At 62.2% G+C, this 26,263-nt stretch carries 18 protein-coding genes and 1 pseudogene; 4 read left to right on the top strand and 15 right to left on the bottom strand.

Features of this window, described 5'->3' with window-relative positions; all coding sequences use genetic code 11:
* Positions 1-209 precede the first annotated feature (209 nt).
* Complete coding sequence (locus P7C00_RS02805) at positions 210-701, top strand: excinuclease (RefSeq protein WP_346634477.1); 492 nt, start codon at positions 210-212, stop codon at positions 699-701.
* On the opposite strand, the gene P7C00_RS02800 is transcribed toward P7C00_RS02805, so the two are convergent.
* Positions 669-1,568, bottom strand: a complete 900-nt coding sequence (locus tag P7C00_RS02800) for a LysR family transcriptional regulator (RefSeq protein WP_346634476.1) — start codon at positions 1,566-1,568, stop codon at positions 669-671. The two genes, P7C00_RS02805 and P7C00_RS02800, sit on opposite strands and share 33 nt — an antisense overlap.
* Positions 1,569-1,737: 169 nt before the next feature.
* On the opposite strand from P7C00_RS02800, the gene P7C00_RS02795 reads away from it, so the two are divergent.
* Entirely contained in the window at positions 1,738-2,949 is a 1,212-nt protein-coding gene (locus P7C00_RS02795) for an MFS transporter (protein ID WP_404939895.1), read from the top strand.
* A 266-nt stretch (positions 2,950-3,215) separates the two neighbouring features.
* Here P7C00_RS02795 and hemE read toward each other — a convergent pair whose 3' ends face one another.
* The 11 genes and pseudogenes from hemE to pilM all read right to left on the bottom strand — a co-directional run bounded on the left by hemE (position 3,216) and on the right by pilM (position 18,400).
* Entirely contained in the window at positions 3,216-4,283 is a 1,068-nt protein-coding gene (gene hemE, locus P7C00_RS02790) for a uroporphyrinogen decarboxylase (RefSeq protein WP_346634474.1), read from the bottom strand.
* A 211-nt stretch (positions 4,284-4,494) separates the two neighbouring features.
* Positions 4,495-5,913 carry an FAD-dependent oxidoreductase gene (locus tag P7C00_RS02785; RefSeq protein WP_404938100.1) on the bottom strand — a complete coding sequence of 473 codons (1,419 nt, stop codon included), beginning with the start codon at positions 5,911-5,913 and terminating at the stop codon, positions 4,495-4,497.
* Positions 5,914-6,037: 124 nt separating this feature from the next.
* Complete coding sequence (gltB, locus tag P7C00_RS02780) at positions 6,038-10,486, bottom strand: glutamate synthase large subunit (protein ID WP_346634472.1); 4,449 nt, start codon at positions 10,484-10,486, stop codon at positions 6,038-6,040.
* 348 nt (positions 10,487-10,834) lie between these two features.
* Entirely contained in the window at positions 10,835-12,418 is a 1,584-nt protein-coding gene (locus P7C00_RS02775) for an AAA family ATPase (protein ID WP_346634471.1), read from the bottom strand.
* Positions 12,419-12,428: 10 nt separating this feature from the next.
* The gene (gene aroB, locus P7C00_RS02770) at positions 12,429-13,529 is read right to left on the bottom strand and encodes a 3-dehydroquinate synthase (protein WP_346634470.1); all 1,101 of its coding nucleotides are present in this window, start codon (positions 13,527-13,529) and stop codon (positions 12,429-12,431) included.
* A gap of 146 nt (positions 13,530-13,675) precedes the next feature.
* On the bottom strand, positions 13,676-14,194 hold the full coding sequence (aroK, locus tag P7C00_RS02765) for a shikimate kinase AroK (protein ID WP_011058824.1): 519 nt from the start codon (positions 14,192-14,194) through the stop codon (positions 13,676-13,678).
* 4 nt (positions 14,195-14,198) lie between these two features.
* Positions 14,199-15,458: pseudogene (locus tag P7C00_RS02760) on the bottom strand (type IV pilus secretin PilQ); the annotation flags it as partial.
* 191 nt (positions 15,459-15,649) lie between these two features.
* Positions 15,650-16,177 (bottom strand): pilus assembly protein PilP, encoded by a 528-nt coding sequence (locus P7C00_RS02755; protein ID WP_404938099.1) that lies wholly within the window; start codon positions 16,175-16,177, stop codon positions 15,650-15,652.
* Complete coding sequence (locus P7C00_RS02750) at positions 16,174-16,797, bottom strand: type 4a pilus biogenesis protein PilO (protein WP_404938098.1); 624 nt, start codon at positions 16,795-16,797, stop codon at positions 16,174-16,176. Before P7C00_RS02750 ends, P7C00_RS02755 begins: the two co-directional genes overlap by 4 nt.
* Positions 16,794-17,351 carry a PilN domain-containing protein gene (locus tag P7C00_RS02745; RefSeq protein ID WP_404938097.1) on the bottom strand — a complete coding sequence of 186 codons (558 nt, stop codon included), beginning with the start codon at positions 17,349-17,351 and terminating at the stop codon, positions 16,794-16,796. Before P7C00_RS02745 ends, P7C00_RS02750 begins: the two co-directional genes overlap by 4 nt.
* The gene (gene pilM / locus P7C00_RS02740; RefSeq protein WP_404938096.1) at positions 17,351-18,400 is read right to left on the bottom strand and encodes a type IV pilus assembly protein PilM; all 1,050 of its coding nucleotides are present in this window, start codon (positions 18,398-18,400) and stop codon (positions 17,351-17,353) included. Before pilM ends, P7C00_RS02745 begins: the two co-directional genes overlap by 1 nt.
* A 219-nt stretch (positions 18,401-18,619) precedes the next feature.
* On the opposite strand from pilM, the gene P7C00_RS02735 reads away from it, so the two are divergent.
* A complete protein-coding gene (locus P7C00_RS02735) occupies positions 18,620-21,052 on the top strand; it encodes a penicillin-binding protein 1A (protein ID WP_404939893.1) in 2,433 nt (810 codons plus the stop codon).
* A 171-nt stretch (positions 21,053-21,223) separates the two neighbouring features.
* Here the strand turns inward: P7C00_RS02735 and P7C00_RS02730 are convergent, their stop codons facing one another.
* The 3 genes from P7C00_RS02730 to rpmE all read right to left on the bottom strand — a co-directional run bounded on the left by P7C00_RS02730 (position 21,224) and on the right by rpmE (position 23,722).
* Positions 21,224-22,492 (bottom strand): malic enzyme-like NAD(P)-binding protein, encoded by a 1,269-nt coding sequence (locus tag P7C00_RS02730; protein WP_346634465.1) that lies wholly within the window; start codon positions 22,490-22,492, stop codon positions 21,224-21,226.
* A 187-nt stretch (positions 22,493-22,679) separates the two neighbouring features.
* Positions 22,680-23,459: a thermonuclease family protein gene (locus tag P7C00_RS02725; protein WP_404938095.1), complete on the bottom strand. Its 780-nt coding sequence runs from the start codon at positions 23,457-23,459 to the stop codon at positions 22,680-22,682.
* A 41-nt stretch (positions 23,460-23,500) separates the two neighbouring features.
* The gene (gene rpmE, locus P7C00_RS02720) at positions 23,501-23,722 is read right to left on the bottom strand and encodes a 50S ribosomal protein L31 (protein WP_011058815.1); all 222 of its coding nucleotides are present in this window, start codon (positions 23,720-23,722) and stop codon (positions 23,501-23,503) included.
* A gap of 299 nt (positions 23,723-24,021) precedes the next feature.
* Here rpmE and P7C00_RS02715 point away from each other — a divergent pair, with 299 nt between their 5' ends.
* Positions 24,022-26,241: a primosomal protein N' gene (locus tag P7C00_RS02715; protein WP_346634463.1), complete on the top strand. Its 2,220-nt coding sequence runs from the start codon at positions 24,022-24,024 to the stop codon at positions 26,239-26,241.
* The last annotated feature ends 22 nt before the right edge of the window (positions 26,242-26,263 follow it).

Below are 26,263 nucleotides of genomic sequence, written 5' to 3'. Positions count from 1 at the left end.
CCTGGCAGGCTGTGTGAAAACTACTGCGTTTTCACCTAGCCTGCTGGGGCGCCCTTTGCGTTTCCGGGATTTTTTCAGGAGCCCGGCCAGCGCCGTCTACACTCGCAACAGCAGGCCGGGCCAACGCCGCCTGCGGGAGCCAAGCGCTGCGATCGGACCTCGGCCGGCGTGACAGTGGCTCTTCTTTCACGTCCGTCAAGGAGCCGACCATGCAAGTGAAAGCGCTGATTGCCCTGGCCCTGCTAGCGGTCCTGAGCCCCACCAGCCAGGCCACCAACCTGATGTACATGCCCTTCGAAAAAGTCGTGGCCGACGCCGAGCGCGCCGGGCGCCTGGATGGCAGCGTGAGCTTCCACCTGGCCGGCAACCCGCTGCCACCAGTGCTCCGGGTACGGCTCACCGAAGTGACCACCAACAAGAAGACCAATGCCTTCAACAAGAGCGATATCGCCGCCTGCGAGTGGGCTTTGCAATCGGCGCTGATCACCCTGCAAGCCGCAGCCAAGCGAGTTGGCGCCAACGCGGTGACCAACATCGTCAGCTACTACAAACACCACGTACGCAAGGACCTCAACACCTACGAATGCCACGCCGGGGTGCTGATGGCGGGAGTCGCCCTGCGCGGCGACCTGGTGTTCCTGCAGACCCCGGTGCGTCCCAACAGCCCCTCAGGGCGTGGCCCCGGTCTTGCGCGTCAGTAGCTCGACAAAGGCCTTGGCCATGGGCGAACACTGGTCCTTGCGCTGTACCAGCCACACCGCCGACATGGCCTCTGGGTCCAGCAGCCGGCGATAGACGACGCCATCGATGCGCATGCGCTGGTAGGACGCCGGCAGTACCGAGACCCCAAGACCCGCGGCCACGAGACCGATAATGGTCATGGCTTCCGCCGCCTCCTGGGCGAAATGCGGGGTGAAACCGGCATCCCGGGACAGGCTCAGCAACTGGGCATACAGGCCGCTGCCATAACTGCGGGGGAAGAACACAAAAGGCTCCTGGGCCAGCGCCGCCAGGTACAGGCCTTCTTCACTGCCGCTGGCCAGCGGATGCTTGGAACTGAGCACCGCCACCAGCGGCTCGCGCAGCAGCTCCACCACCGACAGGGAGTCCGGCAAGGGCAAGGGCCGCATGATGCCCACCTGGATCGTCTGGTCCACCAAGGCTTCAGCCACCTGGGTGCTGCTCATTTCCTTGAGCTTGAGGTGCACGGCTGCAAAGCGCTGGCGAAAGGCAAAGATCGCCTGGGGAATGGTCGAATTGAACGGCGCCGACGAGGTGAAGCCGATCTTCAACTCCCCCAGCTCACCCAACTGCGCACGCCGCGCCACGTCTGCCGCCTTGTCCACTTGGGCCAGCACCAGGCGCGCCTCTTCGAGGAACAGACGCCCAGCCTCGCTGAGCTCGACCCGACGATTGGTACGCTCGAACAGCCGGGCGCCCACCTCCTGCTCCAGGGCCTGGATCTGCTGGCTCAGAGGCGGCTGGGAGATGCCCAGAGCCTGGGCCGCACGGCCGAAGTGCAGCTCTTCGGCGACGGCGATGAAGTAGCGCAAATGACGCAATTCCATGGGCAATTCCAATGAGTCGTTAAAGCTATCAAACAGGTCGAACAATATATTGGAAATGATCATTAGCCAGCTATATGCTTTTTTCCATTGCCTGACCGGCTGTGCTCCCCCCGAGGTCCCCGTGAAAACCGCTGTTGCCCCCCTTGCCCACACCCTTCCCTCTACGCCCCTGGACGAAGTGGTCGCCCAACTCAACGAGGTCTATATCGAGAAAGGCACACCGATGTTCATGCGCACGGTGCTGGCGCTGTTCTCCGGGGGCTTTGCCACCTTCGCCCTGCTGTACTGCGTGCAACCGATGATGCCGTTGCTGTCCCGGGATTTTTCCATCAATGCGGCGCAAAGCAGCCTGATCCTCTCGGTGTCGACAGGCATGCTGGCCATCGGTCTGCTGATCACCGGGCCCATTTCCGATCGCATCGGCCGCAAGCCGGTGATGGTCGCAGCATTGCTCGCCGCCGCCCTGTGCACCATCGCCAGCGCACTGATGCCCAGCTGGCAGGGAGTGCTGGTGATGCGGGCGCTGGTGGGGCTGTCCCTGAGCGGGCTGGCGGCAGTGGCCATGACCTACCTCAGCGAAGAGATTCACCCCCAGCACATCGGCCTGGCCATGGGCCTGTACATCGGCGGCAATGCCATTGGCGGCATGAGCGGGCGACTGATCACCGGCGTGCTGATCGACTTTGTCAGCTGGCACACGGCGATGCTGGTGATCGGCGGCCTGGCATTGATCGCCGCCGCGGTGTTCTGGCGCATCCTTCCCGAGTCACGCAACTTCCGCCCCCGCTCGCTGCACCCACGCAGCCTGCTGGACGGCTTTACCATGCACTTTCGCGATGCCGGCCTGCCCTGGCTGTTCCTCGAAGGTTTCCTGCTGATGGGGGCCTTCGTCACCCTGTTCAACTACATCGGCTACCGCCTGCTGGCCGAGCCCTATCACCTGAGCCAGGCCTGGGTCGGGATGCTCTCGGTGGTCTACCTCTCGGGGATCTACAGCTCGGCGAAGATCGGCGCCCTGGCGGATCAACTGGGCCGACGCCGAGTGCTGTGGGGCACCATCGTACTGATGCTGGCGGGGATCGCCCTGACCCTGCTGACCCCGCTGTCCCTGGTGCTGATCGGCATGCTGCTGTTCACCTTCGGCTTCTTTGGTGCCCACTCGGTGGCCAGCAGTTGGATCGGCCGCCGGGCCACCAAGGCCAAGGGCCAGGCCTCATCGCTGTACCTGTTCAGCTACTACGCGGGTTCGAGCATTGCCGGAACCGCTGGTGGCGTGTTCTGGCACCTGGCGGGCTGGAACGGCATCGGCCTGTTTATCGGCGCCTTGCTGATTGGAGCCCTGCTGATCGCCATGAAGCTGGCCAAACTGCCCCCTCTATAGGAACGGGCTTGTGCCAGGAGCTGGCTTGCCGGCGAAGGCGGCCAGCAGATAGGTGCAAGTCTCGAGGGCCCATTCGCCAGCAAGCTGGCTCCTACACAGGGCGGATCGTAGCCAATGGCCCTTGTAGGAGCTGGCTTGCCAGCGAAGGCGGCCGTCAGGCAGGCGCAAGTCTCGAAGCCCCATTCGCCAGCAAGCTGGCTCCTACAAAAAAGTGTCCGCCAATGAAAACGCCCGGCAGGTGCCGGGCGTTTTTCATGGGGTGGCGCTTATGCGTGGTACTGCGCCGACAACTCGTGCACCGCTTCCAGGAAGGCTCCGGCGTGCTCCGGCTTCACTTCGGGGGTAATGCCATGGCCCAGGTTGAACACGTGGCCGCTGCCGGTGCCGTAGCTGGCGAGGATGCGCGCGACTTCGCTGCGGATCGCCTGCGGATTGGCGTAAAGCACGGTGGGGTCCATGTTGCCTTGCAGGGAAACCTTGCTGCCGACACGGCGACGGGCTTCGCCGATGTCACAGGTCCAGTCCAGGCCCAGGGCATCGGCACCGGCGTCAGCGATGCTTTCCAGCCACAGGCCGCCGCCCTTGGTGAACAGGATCACCGGAACCTTGCGCCCGTCGTGCTCGCGGATCAGCCCGTTGACGATCTTGCGCATGTAGGCCAGGGAGAATTCCTGATAGGCCGCCGCCGAGAGGCTGCCGCCCCAGCTGTCGAAAATCTGCACCGCCTGCGCACCGGCCAGAATCTGTCCGTTGAGGTAGGAGGTCACCGACTGTGCCAGCTTGTCCAGCAGCAGGTGCATGGCTTGCGGGTTGTCGTAGAGCATGGCCTTGGACTTGCGGAAGTCTTTCGACGAACCGCCTTCAACCATGTAGGTGGCCAGGGTCCAGGGGCTGCCGGCAAAACCGATCAACGGCACCCGGCCATTGAGTTCGCGACGAATGGTGCTGACCGCATCCATCACATAGCCCAGGTCCTTTTGCGGATCGGGGATCGGCAGGGCTTCGATGTCGGCCAGGGTGCTGACCACTTTCTTGAAGCGCGGGCCTTCGCCGGTTTCAAAGTACAGGCCTTGGCCCATGGCATCGGGGATGGTCAGGATGTCGGAGAAGAGGATGGCCGCATCCAGCTGTGGATAGCGGTCCAGAGGCTGCAGCGTGACTTCGCAAGCGAACTCCGGGTTCATGCACAGGCTCATGAAGTCACCGGCGTTGGCGCGGCTGGCACGGTATTCAGGCAAGTAGCGCCCAGCCTGACGCATCATCCACACCGGGGTGACGTCTACGGGTTGCTTGAGCAGGGCACGAAGGAAACGGTCGTTCTTCAGGGCAGTCATGTCGGCATCCGGAAAAAAAGTGGGGGCATTTTCTCAGAGCGCGACACAAAAGGCACGGCAAGAGCCGTTTCTTTATGTCTATGGGGTCAATTTGTCACGGGGACGGGCATGGACCCCGTAGGAGCCAGCTTGCTGGCGAAGCGATCGACGCGGTGCATCAACAGCACCGCGTTATCGTTGTTCGCCGGCCAGCCGGCTCCTGCAAGGTGGGTCAGACGCCCAGGTAGTCGAGGATGCCTTCGGCGGCGTTACGCCCTTCGAAGATCGCCGTCACCACGAGATCAGAACCGCGCACCATGTCGCCACCGGCAAAGATTTTCGGATTGCTGGTCTGGTGCTTGAACTTGCCCTGTTCCGGGGCCACGACGCGGCCCTGGCTGTCGGTCTGGATGTCGAACTGCTCGAACCACGGCGCCGGGCTTGGGCGGAAGCCGAAGGCGATGACCACGGCGTCGGCCGGGATGATCTCTTCGGAGCCCGGGATCGGCTCGGGGCTGCGGCGGCCACGGGCGTCCGGCGAGCCGAGACGGGTTTCGACCACCTTCACGCCTTCGACCTTGTCTTCACCGACAATGGCAATCGGCTGGCGGTTGTAGAGGAACTTCACGCCTTCTTCCTTGGCGTTCTTCACCTCTTTGCGCGAACCGGGCATGTTGGCTTCGTCACGACGATAGGCGCAGGTCACCGACTTGGCGCCCTGGCGGATCGAGGTGCGGTTGCAGTCCATCGCGGTGTCGCCACCGCCCAGCACCACGACCTTCTTGCCTTTCATGTCGACGAAGTCTTCCGGCGACTTTTCAAAGCCCAGGTTGCGGTTGACGTTGGCGATCAGGAAGTCCAGCGCGTCATACACGCCCGGCAGATCCTCACCGGCAAAGCCGCCCTTCATGTAGGTGTAGGTGCCCATGCCCATGAACACCGCATCGTATTCGGCGAGCAGCTGCTCCATGGTCACGTCCTTGCCTACCTCGGTGTTGAGGCGGAACTCGATGCCCATGCCGCTGAAGACTTCGCGGCGATTGCTCAGCACGGTCTTTTCCAGCTTGAACTCGGGAATACCGAAGGTCAGCAGACCGCCGATTTCCGGGTTCTTATCGAACACCACCGGGGTCACGCCGCCACGCACCAGCACGTCGGCACAGCCCAGGCCTGCCGGGCCCGCACCGATGATCGCCACGCGCTTGCCGGTGGGCTTGACCTTGGACATGTCCGGGCGCCAGCCCATGGCGAAGGCGGTATCGGTGATGTACTTCTCCACCGAACCAATGGTCACCGCGCCGAAACCGTCGTTCAGGGTGCAGGCACCCTCGCACAGACGATCCTGCGGGCAGACCCGGCCGCAGACTTCCGGCAGGGTGTTGGTCTGGTGTGACAGCTCGGCGGCGGCGAGGATGTTGCCCTCGGCCACCAACTTGAGCCAGTTGGGAATGAAGTTGTGCACTGGGCACTTCCATTCGCAATACGGGTTGCCGCAACCCAGGCAGCGGTGGGCCTGATCGGCCGACTGCTGGGGTTTGAAGGGTTCGTAGATTTCCACGAACTCTTTCTTGCGTTGACGCAACAGTTTCTTCTTCGGGTCTTTACGTCCGACCTCGATGAACTGGAAGTCGTTATTGAGACGTTCGGCCATGTTCAGGAACCTCTTTACGACAGCCTCAAGCGACGAGCTTCAAGCTGCAAGACAATCACATTAAGTCGGCACACCGCGCACGAGCTTCAAGCTTGCCGCTTGAGGCTCGTAGCCTGCAGCTGCGTTACTGCGGATTCGCACGAGTACTGGAGAGCAGAGACTTCAAGCTCGCCGCCTTGGGCTTGACCAGCCAGAAGCGACGCAAGTAGTCGTCGAGGTTCTCAGCGAGGTTACGACCCCATTCGCTGTCGGTTTCCTCGACATACTCGTTCAGCACGCGCTGCAGGTGGCTGCGATAGGCTTCCATCGCTTCGCCGCTGATCCGCTGGATTTCCACCAGTTCGTGGTTGACCCGGTCAACGAAGGTGTTGTCCTGGTCGAGCACGTAGGCGAAACCGCCGGTCATGCCTGAGCCGAAGTTGTAACCGGTCTTGCCCAGGACGCAGACGAAACCACCGGTCATGTACTCGCAGCAGTGATCGCCAGTGCCTTCCACCACCGTGTGGGCACCGGAGTTACGCACGGCAAATCGCTCGCCCGCGGTGCCGGCGGCGAACAGCTTGCCGCCGGTGGCGCCGTACAGGCAGGTGTTGCCGATAATGGCGCTGTCCTGAGTCTTGTAGACGCTGCCCTTGGGCGGAACGATGACCAGCTTACCGCCGGTCATGCCCTTGCCCACGTAGTCGTTGGCATCGCCTTCCAGGTAGAGGTTCAGGCCACCGGCGTTCCACACGCCGAAGCTCTGCCCCGCAGTGCCCTTGAAGCGGAAAGTGATCGGCGCCTGGGCCATGCCCTGGTTGCCGTGGAGCTTGGCGATTTCACCGGATATCCGCGCACCGATGGAACGGTCGCAGTTGCAGATATCCAGGGCGAAGTCGGCACCGCTCTTGTCGTTGATCGCCGAACGCGCCATCTCGACCATTTTCTCGGCCAGCAGGCCCTTGTCGAACGGTGGGTTGCGGTCCACCTGGCAGAACTGCGGTTTGTCCGTCGGGATGTGGTCGCTGCCCAGCAACGGGGTCAGGTCCAGGTGGTGCTGCTTGGCGGTCTGGCCTTCGAGGATTTCCAGCAGATCGGTACGACCGATCAGTTGTTCCAGGGAGCGCACGCCGAGCTTGGCCAGCCACTCACGGGTTTCCTCGGCGACGTAGGTGAAGAAATTCACCACCATGTCGACGGTGCCGATGTAGTGATCCTTGCGCAGCTTCTCGTTCTGGGTGGCCACGCCGGTGGCGCAGTTGTTCAGGTGGCAGATACGCAGGTATTTGCAGCCCAGGGCAATCATCGGCGCGGTGCCGAAGCCGAAGCTTTCGGCGCCGAGGATGGCGGCCTTGATCACGTCGAGGCCGGTTTTCAGGCCGCCGTCGGTCTGTACCCGGACCTTGCCGCGCAGGTCGTTGCCACGCAGGGTCTGGTGGGTTTCCGCCAGGCCCAGTTCCCACGGTGCACCGGCGTACTTGATCGAGGTCAGCGGCGAAGCGCCAGTGCCGCCGTCGTAGCCGGAGATGGTGATCAGGTCGGCATAGGCTTTGGCCACACCGGCAGCGATGGTGCCAACGCCGGCTTCCGCCACCAGCTTCACCGAGACCAGGGCCTGAGGGTTGACCTGCTTGAGGTCGAAGATCAGCTGCGACAAGTCTTCAATCGAGTAGATGTCGTGGTGCGGCGGTGGCGAGATCAGGGTCACGCCGGGGACTGCGTAGCGCAGCTTGGCGATCAGGCCGTTGACCTTGCCACCGGGCAGCTGGCCGCCTTCGCCGGGCTTGGCGCCCTGAGCGACTTTGATCTGCAGCACTTCGGCGTTGACCAGGTACTCCGGGGTCACGCCGAAGCGGCCAGTGGCCACTTGCTTGATCTTGGAGCTCTTGATAGTGCCGTAGCGCGCTGGGTCTTCACCGCCTTCACCGGAGTTGGAACGCGCACCGAGGCGGTTCATCGCTTCGGCCAGGGCTTCGTGGGCCTCCGGCGACAGGGCTCCCAGGGAGATACCCGCGGAGTCGAAGCGCTTGAGGATCGATTCCAGGGGCTCGACTTGGCTGATGTCCATCGGCGTGTCCAGGGTCTTCACCTGGAACAGGTCGCGGATCATCGACACCGGACGGTTGTCCACCAGCGCGGTGTATTCCTTGAACTTGGCGTAGTCGCCCTGCTGCACGGCGGCTTGCAGGGTGTTGACCACGTCCGGGTTGTAGGCGTGGTATTCGCCACCGTGGACGAACTTCAGCAGACCGCCTTGCTGGATCGGCTTGCGCGGGCTCCAGGCCTCAGTGGCCAGAGCTTTCTGTTCGGCTTCGATGTCGACGAAACGTGCGCCCTTGATCCGGCTCGGCACGCCACGGAAGCTCAGGTTGCAAACTTCCTCGGACAAGCCGATGGCTTCGAACAGCTGCGCGCCACGGTAGGAGGCGATGGTGGAGATGCCCATCTTCGACAGGATCTTCAACAGGCCCTTGGTGATGCCCTTGCGGTAGTTCTTGAACACCTCGTAGAGGTCGCCCAGCACTTCACCGGTACGGATCAGGTCGCCCAGCACTTCGTAGGCCAGGAACGGATAGACCGCCGAGGCGCCGAAACCGATCAGCACCGCGAAGTGGTGCGGATCGCGGGCAGTGGCGGTTTCCACCAGGATGTTGGAGTCGCAGCGCAGGCCTTTTTCGGTCAGACGGTGGTGCACCGCCCCCGTGGCCAGGGAAGCGTGGATCGGCAGCTTGCCCGGCGCGATATGGCGGTCGCTGAGGACGATCTGGGTGCGGCCGGCGCGCGCAGCTTCTTCAGCCTGGTCAGCGACGTTGCGGATCGCCGCTTCCAGACCGACGCTCTCGTCGTAGTTGAGGTCGATGACCTGGCGCTCGAAGCCCGGGCGATCGAGGTTCATCAGCGAACGCCACTTGGCCGGGGAGATCACCGGCGAGCTGAGGATCACCCGCGAAGCATGCTCAGGCGATTCCTGGAAGATGTTGCGCTCGGCACCGAGGCAGATCTCCAGGGACATGACGATGGCTTCGCGCAGCGGGTCGATCGGCGGGTTGGTGACCTGGGCGAACTGCTGGCGGAAATAGTCGTAAGGGGTACGCACGCGCTGGGACAGCACCGCCATCGGCGTGTCGTCGCCCATGGAGCCCACGGCTTCGTAGCCCTGCTCGCCCAGCGGACGCAGCACCTGGTCACGCTCCTCGAAGGTGACCTGGTACATCTTCATGTACTGCTTGAGCTGGTCGACGTCGTAGAAGGCCGAACCGTGGTCGTTGTCTTCCATGGTGGCCTGGATGCGCAGGGCGTTCTTGCGCAGCCATTGCTTGTACGGATGACGGGACTTGAGACGGTTGTCGATGGCGTCGGTGTCGAGGATCTGCCCGGTTTCGGTGTCCACGGCAAAGATCTGACCCGGGCCGACCCGGCCCTTGGCGATCACGTCCTCGGGCTGGTAGTTCCACACGCCGATTTCCGAAGCCAGGGTGATGAAGCCGTTCTGGGTGGTGACCCAACGGGCCGGACGCAGGCCGTTGCGGTCCAGCAGGCAGACGGCATAGCGGCCGTCGGTCATGACCACGCCGGCCGGGCCGTCCCACGGTTCCATGTGCATCGAGTTGTATTCGTAGAACGCGCGCAGGTCGGCGTCCATGGTCTCGACGTTCTGCCACGCGGGCGGAATGATCATGCGCACGCCGCGGAACAGGTCGATGCCGCCGGTGACCATCAGCTCCAGCATGTTGTCCATGCTCGAGGAGTCGGAACCCACGCGGTTGACCAGCGGGCCGAGTTCTTCCAGGTCCGGGATCAGGTCGTTGGCGAACTTGGTGCGCCGGGCCACGGCCCAGTTGCGGTTGCCGGTAATGGTGTTGATTTCGCCGTTGTGGGCGAGGAAGCGGAATGGTTGGGCCAGCGGCCATTTCGGCAAGGTGTTGGTGGAGAAGCGCTGGTGGAACACGCAGATCGCGGTTTGCAGGCGCTCGTCACCCAGGTCCGGATAGAAGGCGGCGAGGTCCGCCGGCATCATCAGGCCTTTATAGATGATGGTCTTGTGGGAAAAGCTGCAGATGTAGTGGTCGGTGTCGGCGGCGTTGGCTACCGAGGAGCGACGACGGGAGCTGAACAGCTTGATGGCGAAGTCCTGGTCGCTCAGACCCTGGCCGCCGATGAACACTTGTTCGATCTGTGGCAGGCGCTCCAGGGCCAGACGCCCGAGCACACTGGTATCGATCGGTACTTTGCGCCAGCCCACCAGTTGCAGGCCGGCGGCCAGGATCTCGCGATTCATGTTTTCGCGAGCGGCCTCGGCTTTCACCGGGTCCTGGTTGAAGAACACCATGCCCACTGCATATTGCTTGGGCAGATCGACGCCGAAATGCTCCGTGGCGACTGCGCGCAGGAACAGGTCGGGCTTTTGCATCAGCAGACCGCAACCGTCGCCGGTCTTGCCGTCCGCGTTGATCCCACCGCGGTGGGTCATGCAGGTCAGGGCCTCAATGGCCGTTTTCAACAGGGTATGACTGGGTTCGCCCTGCATATGGGCTATCAGGCCGAAACCACAGTTATCCTTAAATTCATCTGGTTGGTACAGACCTGCTTTCATAGACACTTTCTCACCAGGCTGCCTCTTATCGAGACAAATTTCTTTTCAATTCAACCACTTGCCATCCGCGCCGAACGTACGCCAGCTTTGCGGGGGCAAAAGGGAGGTCATTGTACACACCGACACAAAGCCCCACAAATTTAGCGACGATCTGTCGTAAATTCATGTCGCATTTATGAACGTTTTAAAGCGATATGCTGTGCTAGTCAAAAAGTTTTGTTTTTGACTGCCGCGACTCAAAAACTACTGTGACGCAGACACCACAAGGCACGCGGCCTGTAAGGCAGCATGCCGATGCGGAAATTTGAGGTTGCCGGGAGAGGCGGCCTGGGTAAGGCCGCCGAATCTTCAGCGAGTTGTTGCCAGTTCTTGTTGAACGCTAGCGACAGTGCGAGGCCAAGGTTTACCAGCCTGAACCTTCGCTGGCAAGGATTTGATGGCGCTGACCGCTGCATCGCGGCTGGAGAAGTTGCCGTAGGTGATCACATACAGCGGCTTGCCGTTGAGGACTTTCTTGAAGTAGCGGTATTCGCCGCCCTGTTCCTTGACGAAATTCTGTGCGGTGGCTTCCGAGCTGGTGCCGAGTATCTGCACCACGTAGTTGCCTGGCGCCTGACCGGCGTACCAGCTGCCACCGGCAGCCTTGGCTACAGTGACCGGCTTTTCTGCCGGCTTGGCGGCTGGAGCAGGCTTGGCAGCGACCGGTTTCTCTGCCGGCTTAGGCGCAGGCGTCGGCTTGGCAGTGGCGACCTGGGTCGGAGCCGGAGTCGGACGTGCCGCCGGAGTCGGTGCAGGGCCGGCCACTGCACCAGCAGGTGGTGCGGTGGTGGTCACGGTTGGCGGAACGGCGCTGGAGCCTTCCACAGGAACCCCATCGTCGCCCTCAGCGATACCGCCTGCGGCTTCAGCCAGAGGACCGCGCATGACCGGTTGCGACTGGCCGACCAACGGCAGCGGCATTGGCTGAGACGAACCGGCAAATTCCACCGATGGATTGCCATTGGCATTCGGTGTCGGCGTCTGCCCCAGTGGCAGTTGCGCTTGCTCACTGGCCGGAGCCCCGGTGGTTGGCGCCTTACTGCGACCCGGCATCAACCAGGCTGCAGCCACGGCCACAACCACTACAGCGGAAATGGCCAATACGTGTTTCTTCGGCATGTTGAACCCCATACTTGGACGCTTGACCGCAGAGCGGCTGGCGATCATGGCTTCGATCATTGCATCCCTGGCGACCTGGTTGATGTTGCCCGGCCAGCCATCGGAGCTTTCGTGAATATCACTGATCTGATCTGCGGAGAAAAGTTCGATGCCCTGACCCGCGCCTTCGAGGCGTTGGGCCAGATATTCACGGGTTTCCTCTTCGGCGTAAGGCTGCAACTCGATAACGTGGAAGCGTTCTTCCTCGGTGTTCAACTGATCCAGGGCCGCAATCAACGACGACTCGCCGAACAGGAATACGTGAGGGCGGCCTTCCGGAGCGCCCGCCGCCAGGGCCAGCAGGGCCTCAAGCGCAGACTCGTCAAGCTGCTCGGCATCATCCACCAGCAGGTAGACTTCCTGGCCGGTCAGGGCCAGTTGCACCACTTGGGCGAGGATTGCGCCGATCTCGGCCTGGGCCACATTCAGGGCCTGGGCTACCTGGCGCAACACCCCGGCAGCATCGCCAGCGCCACGGGCGGAAACCACCACGCTTTGCACTGATTGCTTGTTGGTACTGGCGACCAATGCCTGACGCAACAGTGTCTTGCCACTGCCCTGAGGGCCGGTGACCACCAGCAGCAGCTGGCTGTAACGCGCCAGGTGATGCAACTGCCCCAGCACAGGCTTGCGTTGGGCAGGAAAGAATTTGAAGCCAGGGACCCGGGGAGCGAAAGGATCATGGCTCAACTGGTAATGGCCGAGGAAAGCCTCGTCGGCGTGCAAACTAGTCATCGGGATCTTATTAACCTTTAAGCTGAGCCAGGGCGCGGTAATCCGCTCCCAGCGTGGCCTGTAAAACCTCTTTCGGATAATCGTCGGTCACTACGGCTTCGCCCATGCGGCGCAACAGCACCAGACGCAAACGACCGTCGATCACTTTCTTGTCAATTGCCATATGCTCGAGGAAGTCCGCTTCGGTCATCTCTTCAGGCGGGATGACCGGCAAGCCCGCACGCTGGAACAGGCGAATACCGCGGTCACGCTCCTGACTGGTGATCCAGCCCAGGCGCGCGGACATTTCCAGGGCCATTACGGTGCCAGCAGCCACCGCTTCACCATGCAGCCAGACACCGTAGCCCATATGAGTCTCGATGGCATGGCCGAAGGTATGACCCAGGTTGAGGGTGGCGCGCACCCCCGATTCACGCTCGTCGGCACCGACCACCGCAGCCTTGGCCGCGCAGGAGCGTTCGATGGCATAGGTCAGCGCCTGCTGGTCCAGGGCCCGCAGGCGATCGACATTCTCTTCCAGCCAGGTCAGGAACGGCTCATCGCAGATCAGGCCGTACTTGATCACTTCCGCCAGGCCTGCCGACAATTCGCGGTTCGGCAGGGTATTGAGGCTGGCGGTATCGATCAGCACCACGTTCGGCTGATAGAAGGCGCCAACCATGTTCTTGCCCAGGGGGTGGTTGATGCCCGTCTTGCCACCCACCGAGGAGTCCACCTGGGACAGCAGGGTGGTAGGAATCTGGATAAAGTCCACGCCGCGCTGATAGCAGGCTGCGGCGAAGCCGGCCATGTCGCCGATCACCCCGCCACCGAGGGCAATGATGGTGGTCCGGCGGTCGTGGCGCGCAGTGAGCAAGCCGTCGAAAATCAGTTGCAGGGTTTCCCAGTTCTTGTAGGCCTCGCCATCGGGCAGGACCACCGATATCACCGAGAACTGCGCCAGGCTGCGGGTCAGACGCTCAAGGTACAGCGGCGCAACGGTCTCATTGGAGATGATCGCCACTTGCCGCCCAGCGATATGGGGCACCAGCAGCTCGGGCCGGTCCAACAGTCCTTCACCAATGTGAATCGGGTAGCTGCGCTCGCCTAGATCGACCTTAAGTGTCTGCATGTGTCCCCACAGTGAAGATGGAAGCAGGCGTTGTGCCTTGTATTGACGATGGGCCTCGTCTGGTCTTCTGACGCTGCCCGATAGCTCTGCGCCACACCTTGGCGGTCATGGCGCGACGCCGAGAATAGCGCATTTCGCTCGACGCATTAACGGGGTGGCAACTGCTGAAGGCGCTCGAGTATGTCCAGCACCACCATTCGTGGCGGCCGCTCATCGGTTTCCACCACCAGATCGGCGATTTCCCGATAAAGCGGGTCACGGATTTCCAACAGGTCGCGCAGGGTCTTGGCCGGATCGGCGGTGCGCAGCAAGGGACGATTGCGGTCCCGGGCAGTGCGCCCTACCTGTTGTTCAACCGAAGCGTGCAGATAGACCACTCGTCCACCGGCATGCAGCGCCCGCCGATTGGCTTCGCGCATCACCGCGCCACCGCCGGTGGCCAGGACCACACCGTCGGTGCCACAGAGCTCGGCGATCATCGCCTGCTCGCGGTCGCGAAAGCCCGGCTCGCCTTCTTTATCGAAGATCCACGGAATATTCGCGCCTGTACGCAGTTCAATTTCCTTATCGGAATCTTTGAATGGCAGGCGCAGCTCTTTGGCCAGTAAGCGACCTATGGTGCTTTTTCCAGCCCCCATCGGCCCAACAAGAATCAAATTTCGCACAGAATCAACGACTCACAGCAATCGCCTGGTTGTTCATGATACGCGGAGTGAGAAATACCAGCAGCTCGGATTTTTTCTCCGACACCACGTCACGCCGGAAAAGGCGGCCAAGATACGGCACATCGCCAAGAAATGGCACTTTATCTACAACCTTGCTTTGGGTATTGGAGAAAACCCCACCGATGACGATGGTCTCGCCATCAATGACCAGGACCTTTGCATTGACCTCGTTCTTCTTGATCGGCGGCACATCCTGAACCTTGTTCAAGTAGTCCGGCTCATCCTTGGTGACCTTGACGTCCATGATGATGCGATTGTCCGGGGTGATCTGCGGCGTTACCTCCAGAGACAGCGAGGCCTCCTTGAACGACACCGAAGTGGCGCCACTGGAACTGGCTTCCTGATAAGGAATCTCGGTGCCCTTGAGAATCCTCGCGGTTTCCTTGTCCGAGGTGACCACCTTGGGCTGGGACACGATTTCACCGTTGCCGGTCTTCTCCATGGCGGTCAGCTCCAGGTCCAGCAGCACGCTGTCAGTGATGTAGGCAATGCCGATGCCCGAGGTGTTGCCCGTGGTGCCCAGATCGACGAAGGGCGAGTGGCTGCCACTGCTGCCGGGGGTGCCTATGGTCGAGGAGCCCTTGGCGCTGCTCTGCACCCCGGAGGCATTCCAGTTGCCCCTGTTTTGCAGCGAGCCGCCCCAGCGCACCCCCAGACTCTTGTCGTAGTCGACGTTGGCCTCGACGATCCGCGCCTCGATCATCACCTGACGCACCGGGACGTCCAGCTGCATGACCATGCGCCGCAACTCATCGAGGCGCTCCTGGGTCTGGTAGGCAATGATGTTGTTGGTGCGTTCATCCACGGTGATGGAACCCCGCTCGCTAGCCTTCTCCTCGCTACCGGTCACTGACTGGAACAGCCTGGCGATGTCCGCGGCCCTGGCGTAATTGACCTGCAGCAGGTCCCGTCGCAGGGGCGCCAGGTTTTCCAACTGCTTCTGCAACTCCAGCCCCTGGCGCTCCCGGGCCGCGATCTCATCCGCCGGAGCCACCAACAAGACGTTACCGACCTTGCGCTTATCCAGCCCCTTGGTCTTGAGCACCAGATCCAGAGCCTGATCCCAGGGTACGTTCTGCAAGCGCAAAGTGATGCTGCCTTGCACGGAGTCACTGGCCACCAGGTTGAGTCCGGTGAAATCGGCGATCAGTTGCAATACCGCGCGCACCTCGATGTCCTGGAAATTCAGCGACAGCTTTTCACCGGGCGGACGAGTTGCCCCCTCGCCTGAAACGCCAGTGATTGCCGGCGTGGCCGTGGGGCTGTTTGGAAAGCGATTGCGCTCCTCAGAAGCGAAGGCCCTGAGCTCGGTGGTGCCAACCAGCGATGCCAGCAGCACTATCCATAGCGCCACACCGAAGGCTGAAACAGTCCTGTTCATTTTGCAGATTCCACTTAAGAGTGTTTTTTCAGAGACAGTGTCCGCGGTCGCTCCTGCCAGGCTCCCGCTCCATCGGCGACAATTTCCACCACGTCCACCCGGGACTCGCTGATGGCCACTATCCGACCCTCGTTTCTCCCCAGGTAATCACCGACCCGCAAGGGAAAGACACCGCCGGCACTGCGCAACAGGGCAAAACGGCCGGAGGCATGGAACAGGCTCCCGACCATTTGCAACTGCTCGATATCGAAGCTCTCCAGATGTTGCCGGACCCGCTGCGGATTGGGCCGGACAGCACTCGTACCCCGTCGACCAATGATCAGGTCGATTCTTTGTGGCGGGCGAAACGGGCTGCGCAGCGCACTGGCGCTGTAGGTGACCGAGGGGTAGGACCGCATGACCGGAGCCGGATCAATCGCCCCTGGCGATTGCAGGCGCACCTCACTCATATAGGCATCCAGGTCGGCAAAATCGGCACCACCTTCGCAACCCAGCAGCGCCACACAGAAACAACCGGACACCCAGCAACGCCAACCGCTCATGAGTGCGGCTCCCGACTGTCGTACCTATAGGTCCGCGCCTCGATGCTCATGCGCAGTTGTGTGGGGTTGCCCCGGTCCACGGGACTGATCTGAAAATCATGCAAGGTGACGATTCTCGACAGACCGGCGACGCCACTGACGAAAGTCGCCAGGTCGTGATAGGCACCGGTGACCGCGATCTGAATCGGTAGCTCGACATAGAAATCCCGGACCACCTCCGGTTGCAGCTTGATCTCCTCGAACGCCAGGCCGCTGCCCTGCCCCACTCGGCTGATGTCTTCCAGCAGTCCCGGGACCTCGGTATCGCTGGGCAACTGACGCAACAACAGAGAGAAGCTGTCCTGCATGCCCCCTATTTGCTCACGATAGCGCTGAAGATTGGCGACCTTTCCGGCCTTGTCGGCGAACTGCAATTTGAATCGATGCTCCTCTCGGCGCTGCTGCCCCAGCGCCTCCAGATGCGGGCTCAGGTAAAAGCCGTAGCCTGCCAGCAAAGTCAGCAGCAGGAGCAAGACCGCCAGCAGCGCCTTGATCGGACTCGGCCAGGAACCGAGGTTGCTCAGTTCCAGCTCCCGCAGATCGGTACCACGCAGCTGCGCCAACCAATGTCCCCGGCTCATCGCTGCGCCTCCTCCGGCAGCAGCCCGATGCTGAGTCGAAACAGATTGCCCACCCCCTGATCCGCCGCCACAACATTTTTCACCTCGGTCAGACTGGGAGCGGCAAATCCCTCGGCAGACTGCAAATTGCGCATCAGCTCAGAGACCCGGTTATTGGACTCCGCGCCCCCACTAATGCTCAGGTTCTGCCCCAGCAGGTCCACCGCGGTGAAGTACACGCCATCGGGCAGGCTGCGGGCCAACTGCTGAAAAATCCGCACACTGGCCGAGCGATTGCCTTGCAACTCCTCAATGATCCCCATGCGCGCCACCAGTTGCTGACGCTGGGCCTTGAGCTGGCGAATGCTGGCGATTTGGCTATCCAGATCAGCTGTCGCATGCCTCAGATACTGGTTGCGGGCCTGTTGCCGACCGATCATCCGATCGATGCAGGCATCAGCCAGGAGCACACACCCCAGGCCCAGGACCAGCATTGCCGCCAGTGCCTGGAGGAAACGTCGACGGCGCATTGCTCGCGCGGTCTCCCGCCAGGGAAGAAGGTTGATACTAGTCATCAGTCGAGCCCTCGCAGGGCCAGACCGCAGGCACGCAACAGGTTCGGCGCCTGGTCGGCAAGCGCCCGGGCATCCACTTGGGGAGCAATGGACATGCTGGCGAAGGGATCGGCGATGACCGTGGCGACTCCCACTTGCTCCGCCACCCGACCATCAAGGCCAGTCAAGCGGCTGCCGTCACCGGCCAGCAGCAACCGCTCAACAGGCTGTTGTTGCGGCGACTCGGCAAACAGCTGCAAGGAACGATGCGCCTGCTGCAGCAACTCTTGCTCGAACGGTCGCAGCACGTCCTCGGCGCAACCTTGGGGCAATCGGCCCTGGCGCTCGGCCTGCACGGCCTGATCCAGGGTCAGCGCATAGCGGCGCTCCAGCGCCTGGTTCAGCTGTCGACTGCCAAACAACTGCTCCCGGCTATAGATGATTCGCTGGCCATGCATCACGCAGAACGTGGTCATATCCACACCTATGTCCAGCAGCGCCACAGCCAAGGGCGATGCAGACGGCATCGGCCCAGTCAGCATCGACAAGCCACGCTGCAGGGCCAGGGGCGCGGTATCCACCACCCTTGGCGTCAGGCCAGCCAGGGTCATTGGCACTTCCAGGGATTCGACATCCTCGTAGCGGCAGGCTACCAGCAGCACCTGAACCCGCTGAGGATCGCCGGGCACGGCGCCCTGGACCTCAAAATCGGTGGCCACGTCTTCCAGGGGATAAGGAATGTACTGGGCCGCCTCCAGCTTGAGCTGATGTTCCAGCTCATCGTCGCCGAGCCCGGCCGGCATCTCGATCAGTTTGCTGATCACTGCCTCACCAGCCACCGCTACAGCCACCCCCTTGCGACGGCTGCCGCTCTTGAGCCAGGCCCGGGACAACACCCTGGCCAGCGCCTCGGGATCGGCGCCGAACGGGTCCGGGGCCAGGTCTTCCCTGGCATAAGCCTCGACCCGATAACTACGCCCCTGGCGACTCAGAGCCAGAAGCGTGACCGATGTCGCACTGATATCGATCCCCAGCAGGGAACCCGACTTTTTGCTGAAGAGTCCAAGCACGATCATTTCCCTATGACTATCCGTAACTTACGGACTTCCCAAACTCAGTTGCGCTCAATCGCCACGTCTTGACAGACGGGCAAATGACGCTCTCGGCGGAAAATGCTTATAATGCCCAGCGTTTTTTTTCCGCTTTTCCTGCTGCGTGGGTCGGTCCCTGATTACCTTGAATGCCCTGACGCCTAATTCATTCCTTTCTCTGGAAATCCAAAAGCCTTGATTCGTCTGCTGAAGTTTTTCGGGTGGTCCATCGTCGCTGTGTTCTGCGGGCTGCTTCTCGCCCTCTCCGGTGCGTTTCTCTATCTTAGTCCCGGCCTTCCTTCGGTTGAGGCCCTGAGAAGTATCCAGTTGCAGATTCCTCTGCGGGTGTACAGCAGCGACGGCAAGTTGATCGCAGAATTTGGCGAAATGCGCCGCACCCCTATACGTTTCGCCGAAATCCCCCCCAACTTCATCAATGCGTTACTAAGTGCTGAAGACGACAACTTCGCTAACCATTACGGAGTTGACCCCAGCAGCCTGATGCGTGCTGCGACCCAATTGGTCAAAAGCGGACACATTCAGTCCGGCGGCAGCACCATCACCATGCAAGTGGCGAAGAACTTCTTCCTCAGCAGCGAGCGCAGCTTTTCACGCAAGACCACGGAAATTCTCCTGGCCCTGCAGATCGAACGGCAGTTGACCAAAGACGAGATCCTCGAGCTGTACGTCAACAAGATCTACCTGGGTAACCGCGCCTACGGTATCGAGGCTGCGGCCCAGGTGTATTACGGCAAGTCCATTCGCGACGTGAGCCTGGCGCAGATGGCGATGATCGCCGGCCTGCCCAAGGCCCCTTCACGCTTCAACCCCCTGGCCAACCCGGCGCGCAGCAAGGAACGCCGCGACTGGATCCTGGGGCGCATGTACAAGCTCGGCAAGATCACCGAGGCGGCCTACACCGAAGCCATCAACGAGCCGTTGAACGCCAGCTATCACGTACCGACACCGGAAGTGAACGCGCCGTACATCGCCGAGATGGCCCGCGCCGAAATGGTCGGCCGCTATGGCAGCGACGCTTATACCGAAGGTTTCCGGGTCACCACCACAGTGCCTAGCGACCTGCAGGAAATGGCCAATACCGCGGTCCACGAAGGTTTGATGACCTACGACCAGCGCCACGGCTATCGTGGGCCGGAGTCCCGCCTGCCAGGCAAGACTCAGGCGGCCTGGGCCACCGAGCTGACCAAGCAGCGGACCATCAGCGGCCTGGAGCCGGCGATCGTCACCCAGGTCGAGAAGAACGGCGTGCAAGTGCTGACTCGCAACGGCGAGGAGCACGTGGCCTGGGACACCATGAAATGGGCCCGGCCGTTCCTCAACACCAACAGCATGGGCGCCGTCCCTCGCCAGCCAGCGGACGTGGCCCAGGTCGGCGATCTGATTCGCGTACAGCGCCAGGCGGACAATTCGCTGAAGTTCAGCCAGATTCCGGTCGCCCAGGGTGCCCTGGTGACCCTGGACCCGCAAAACGGCGGAATCCGTGCGCTGGTCGGGGGCTTTGCCTTCGAGCAGAGCAACTACAACCGTGCGATGCAGGCCAAGCGCCAGCCCGGTTCGAGCTTCAAGCCGTTCGTCTATAGCGCAGCCCTGGACAATGGCTACACCGCGGCCAGCCTGGTCAATGACGCGCCGATCGTGTTCGTCGACGAGTACCTGGACAAGGTCTGGCGTCCGAAGAACGACACCAATACCTTCCTCGGCCCGATCCGCATGCGCGAAGCGTTGTACAAGTCGCGCAACCTGGTATCGATCCGCCTGCTACAGAGCATGGGCGTGGACCACACCATCGACTACATCAGCAAGTTCGGCTTCAACAAGCAGGACCTGCCGCGCAACCTGTCCCTGGCACTGGGCACCGCGACCCTGACGCCCATGGAGATCGCCACCGGCTGGAGCACCTTTGCCAACGGCGGCTACAAGATCACCCCGTACATCATCGACAAGATTGAAAGCCGCAACGGCGAGATGCTGTTCAGCGCCAACCCGCCCAGCGTCCCCACCGGAGATACAACCAGCAGCGGCATTGCGGCGCTGGAACACAACTTCACGGTCAATACCGCGGCGGGCGAAAGTCCGATCCAGGCCCCGGTGCAGACTCCGGCAGTTGCCGAGCGGATCATTGACGGGCGCACCACCTACATCCTCAACAGCATGCTCCAGGACGTGATCAAGCTGGGCACCGGACGCCGGGCCCTGGCACTGGGCCGCACGGACCTGGCCGGCAAGACCGGTACCACCAACGAATCCAAGGATGCCTGGTTCTCCGGCTACAACGCCGACTACGTGACCACCGTGTGGACCGGCTTCGACCAGCCGGAAAGCCTGGGACGCCGCGAATACGGCGGTACTGTGGCCTTGCCGATCTGGATGAACTTCATGGGGGCCGCCCTCAAGGGCAAGCCCGCGCACACCCAAGCGGAGCCGGAAGGCATCCTCAGCCTGCGGGTCGACCCGGTCAGCGGCCGCGCGGCCACCCCGGGCACGCCGAATGCGTACTTCGAACTGTTCAAGAGCGAAGACACTCCGCCCTCGGTCAACGAACTGGGCAATGGCGTCGCTCCGGGCAGCCCGTTGCCGGCAGACGAGGCGGCACCGATCGATCTGTTCTAAGCCAGCAGGAGCCGGCCTGCCGCCGAAAAGGTCGATGAGTGTTGTACTTGGCTCACCAACCTCTTCGCGGGCGGGCCCGCTCCTACGGCAACTCTGTGACAGGGTGCAAGGCGCCCACAAAAAAGCCCCGGCTCTCGCGAGCCGGGGCTTTTTGCATGACGCTACAACAGCTTAGCCGTTGAACACATCATTCACGCTTTTGAGCGGATAGTTCTTCGGATACGGCAGGGTCGCCACGCCGGTCTCAATGGCAGCCTTGGCCACGGCATCGGAGATCACGGTGATCAGGCGGGCATCCATTGGCTTCGGAATGATGTACTCACGACCGAACTCCAGCTTGATGCCGCCGTAGGCGTCGCACACTTCCTGAGGCACCGGCAGCTTGGCCAGTTCACGCAGGGCGTTGGCCGCAGCGATCTTCATTTCTTCGTTGATGCGCTTGGCGCGAACGTCCAGGGCACCACGGAAGATGAACGGGAAGCCCAGAACGTTGTTCACCTGGTTCGGGTAGTCCGAACGGCCAGTGGCCATGATCACGTCGTCACGGGTGGCGTGAGCCAGCTCTGGAGCGATTTCCGGATCAGGGTTCGAGCAGGCGAACACGATCGGGTTCGGCGCCATGGACTTCAGGCCTTCAGCGCTCAGCAGGTTCGGACCGGACAGACCGACGAACACGTCGGCGCCTTGCAGGGCGTCGGCCAGGGTGCGCTTGTCGGTGGTGTGGGCGAACACCGCCTTGTACTGGTTCAGGTCGTCACGGCCGGAGTGGATCACACCGGTACGGTCAACCATGAAGATGTTCTCGATCTGCGCGCCCATGCTCACCAGCAGTTTCATGCAGGAGATAGCGGCAGCACCGGCACCCAGGCAGACGATCTTGGCGTCGGACAGGGTTTTGCCAGCGATTTCCAGGGCGTTGATCATGCCGGCTGCGGTAACGATCGCGGTGCCGTGCTGGTCATCGTGGAAGACCGGAATGTCGCACTGCTCGATCAGAGCACGTTCGATCTCAAAGCACTCAGGGGCCTTGATGTCTTCCAGGTTGATGCCACCGAAGGTGATGGAGATGCGCTTGACGGTGTCGATGAAGGCTTGCGGGCTTTCGGAGTCGACTTCGATGTCGAATACATCGATGCCAGCGAAACGCTTGAACAGTACGCCCTTGCCTTCCATCACCGGCTTGGACGCCAGTGGGCCGAGGTTACCCAGGCCGAGAATCGCGGTGCCATCGGAAATGACGGCAACCAGGTTGCCTTTGCCGGTGTACTTGTAGGCCAGTTCCGGATCGCGAGCGATTTCGCGTACCGGTTCGGCTACGCCGGGGCTGTAGGCCAGCGCCAGATCACGAGCGGTAGCAGTGGCCTTGGTGAGCTCGACACTCAGCTTTCCTGGACGAGGATTGGCATGATATTCGAGAGCGGCAGTTTTCAAATCAGACATGTGGGCATTCCGCTTTTTACTGTTGGACAGACGGACCGCCGAGGATACGCGTGTCGCATAGTCCCTACAAGACTGCCCAGTCACCCCTGTCAAGGCCTGTAGCGTACGACTTTGGGCCAAGAGCCACGGTGCACAAGGCTTTCAACTGTTCACAATCCAGTTAAAAAATGTCTACAATTTTTCTTTATCAGAGAAGTCTGACCATGGAAGCGTCGGTCACTGACAACATCCAGCGCGCCCCGCCCGATGTGAACTGGTCTCGACGCGAGCGATCCACCACCCAGCCGCGAGCCTCGATTCGCTGCCCCGAAAGCCCCTTGAGCCAGCGACGATCAAAGCGCTCCAGGACATTGGGTGCAATACGCAATACAACTGCGCCCCGCAATGTGATCCAAACGCCCCCGCGATTGCGCTGCACCTTGCTCACACGCCCCTTGAGCACGGCAAAACCTGAATGGCGGATCTGCTCCGCTTTCAGTACAGGTGAACGCCGCCAGAGCCCCAGCCCGGCTCGGCGCGCATGTTTTTCAGCGGCCTGCTGACAAGCCACCAGGGCGACGTTCGGCGCCAGTGCAATCTGGTAGGCCAGCCCTTCAGCGATCAAGCGCGCCTCAAAGTTGATGCCACTGGCGCCATAGACATGAGCCAGGGTCCGGCCATAACGATCACGCCGTTCACGCCCGAGCAACAAACCGACCCGGCCACCACTCTGCGCCACCAATTGCTGCAAGCGTTGCCGCGCCGCCACCGCGAAAGGCTCCGCGGACCGCCCCTTGCCAGCCAGCTCCGGCGCATTGAGGCCGATCATGCGCACGCTGCGGCCATCCTTGAGGCGCAGCGTGTCGCCATCCACCACCCGCTGCACTGCTGCAGGAATCAGCCCCTTCGGCGCCGGGCAAAACGCCTGGACGGCGGTCAGCCAAATCGCGGACACAAAAAAGGCGCCCACTAGGGACGCCTTTTTCATCAGCGAGGAAAGTCGATAACGGCTTTCCAGAACGATCAGCCTCAGGCCTTTTTCGTTGCGCCGAAAGCACCGAAGCGCGACTTGAACTTGTCGACACGACCGCCAACGTCCAGAGTCTTTTGCTTACCGGTGTAGAACGGGTGGCACTCGTTGCACACGTCCAGGCTCAGAGGCTTGGCCAGGGTGGAGCGAGTTTCGATGACGTTACCGCAGCTGCAAGTAGCGGTAATGGCTTCGTATACTGGATGGATATCGGCTTTCATGGTGTATTCCTCAGGCTAGCGTGCCGCCACCCAACACTATTGTTGAATACCGCACGAATTAGGGCGCGAATTCTACCAGACCCCGTCAATCGCGCAAGAGACCCTGACTGCACTCCATCAGAAAAATCCCATACAACCTTGACAGCCCCCGGATTGCCGTTCCGTGAACGACGACGGCCATTCCGACATGGCTCAAAGGTCGCAGCGACCGGAGCCGCACACGCTTGTGCAGGACACTCCGTAGCGCCTCTGTTAGGCTCCGGGGCTTATTTACTGTCCGCTCAACGAGATTTTCCCGCGTGCCCGACGCCATCCTGCGCCTCGCCCTGCCTTCGCCCCTGCGCCGCTTGTTCGACTACCGTGCACCAGCCGGTGTGCTGCGCGCCCAGTTGCATCCGGGCATGCGCCTGCGGGTGCCCTTCGGCCGCCGGGAGATGATCGGCATTCTGGTGGAAGTGGCGGATCACAGCGAAGTCCCAGCCGAGAAACTCAAACCGGCGCTGGCCTTGCTGGACCCCACCCCGCCTCTGCCACCCGCCCTGTTCAAGCTGTGCCTGTGGACCGCCCAGTATTATCAGCACAGCCTCGGCGACACCCTGAGCTGGGCGCTTCCGGTGCTGCTGCGCCAGGGAGAGCTGGCCGAGGCCCGCCAGGAGCGTTTCTGGTCGATTGCCCCTGGCGCTCGCCTTGATGACCCACGCATCGCCCGTGCCCCGCGCCAGCGTGAAGCCCTGGCAACCCTGGCCCAGCATCCCCATGGCGTGCCCCATGCATTGCTGAGCAAGCTGATGCTGAGCAAGGACAGCCTGGATCTGCTTCTGGCCAAGGATCTGGTGCAGGTGGAAGTACGCAAGCACGCAGCGGGCGTGCGCCATGAACACTGGCTGGCCCAGCCGGAGCTGCCGCTCAACAGCGAACAGCGTGCCGCCTATGAAGCCATCCGCGCCGGGTTCGACAGCTACCACGCCTTTCTCCTGGCCGGCGTCACCGGCAGCGGCAAGACCGAGGTCTACCTGCAACTGATCCGCGAGACCCTGGAGGCCGGCAAGCAGGCGCTGGTGCTGATCCCGGAAATCAACCTGGGGCCGCAAACCCTGGCGCGCTTCGAGCAGCGCTTCAACGCACGCATCGCCCTGCTGCACTCGGCGGTCAATGATCGGGAACGCCTGGACGCCTGGCTCGCGGCCCGGGATGGCGAGGCCGACATCATCATCGGCACCCGCTCGGCCCTGTTCACCCCGATGAAGAACCCCGGGCTGATCATCATCGACGAGGAGCACGATGGCTCCTATAAACAGCAGGAAGGCCTGCGCTACCACGCCCGGGACCTGGCGCTGGTGCGGGCACGCCAGGAAAACATCCCGATTGTCCTGGGCTCGGCGACGCCATCCCTGGAAAGCCTGCACAACGCCTACACCGGCCGCTATGGACTGTTGCGCCTGAACGAGCGGGCCGGTGGCGCCAAACAACCACGCTTCCTGCGTCTGGATGTGAAGAGTCGCCCCCTGGACAGCGGTATTTCTGGCCCCATGCAACAAGCCATCGGCCAGACCCTGGCCGCCGGGCAGCAAGTGCTGGTGTTTCTCAACCGCCGGGGCTTCGCCCCGACCCTGCTCTGCCACGACTGCGGCTGGATGTCCGAATGTCAGCGCTGCGATGCCCGGATGACCGTGCACCAGCGCTCCGGCGAGTTGCGCTGCCATCATTGTGGCCACGTCGAGCGCGTACCGCGCCATTGCCCGCAATGCGGCAAGGTCGACCTGCGCCCCGTGGGCGCCGGCACCGAGCGCGCGGAGGAACGCCTGGGAATACTCTTCCCCGACTACCCGGTGTTACGGGTGGATCGCGACAGCACCTCACGCAAGGATGCGATGAACCAACTGTTCGCCACCATCCAGAAAGGTCATCCGTGCATCCTGGTGGGCACCCAGATGCTCGCCAAGGGCCACCACTTCCCCCGGGTCACCCTGGTATCGATCCTCGATGCCGACGGCGGCCTGTTTTCCGGCGACTTCCGCGCCAGCGAGCGCATGGCGCAACTGATCGTCCAGGTGGCCGGGCGCGCGGGACGAGCCGAAGAACCGGGCAAGGTGATCATTCAGACGCACCTGGCCGACCACCCACTGCTGGTGCAATTGACCGAGCAGGGCTACTTCGCCTTCGCCGAGCAAGCCCTGAGCGAGCGCCGCGCCGCCGGCCTGCCGCCCTTTGCCCACCTGGCGCTGCTGCGGGCCGAAGCCCATAAGCCGGGCCAGGCCGAAGGCTTTCTGGACGAAGCCTGCAGCGAGGCCGAGCGCTTGCTGGCGGAACAGCACCTGGGAGGCATCGAACTATTGGGCCCGGTGCCAGCTCCGATGGAACGGCGCGCCGGACGCTACCGTGCGCAATTGCTGCTGCAGGCCAACGCCCGGGCACCGCTGCACCGGCTGCTTAGCAGTTGGCTGCTGGTGCTGGAGCAAATGCCCAGCGGGCGCCAGGTGCGCTGGTCGCTGGATGTGGACCCAGTGGATCTGTATTGATCGATACAGTGTTTTCGCGGGC

Origin of the sequence: Pseudomonas sp. JDS08PS003 (assembly GCF_045013505.1) — a bacterium.
GTDB classification, from domain to species: Bacteria; Pseudomonadota; Gammaproteobacteria; order Pseudomonadales; family Pseudomonadaceae; genus Aquipseudomonas; species Aquipseudomonas protegens_B.
The sequence above is the reverse complement of the archived record's forward strand: the minus strand, read 5'-3'. Positions and strand labels throughout refer to the sequence as shown.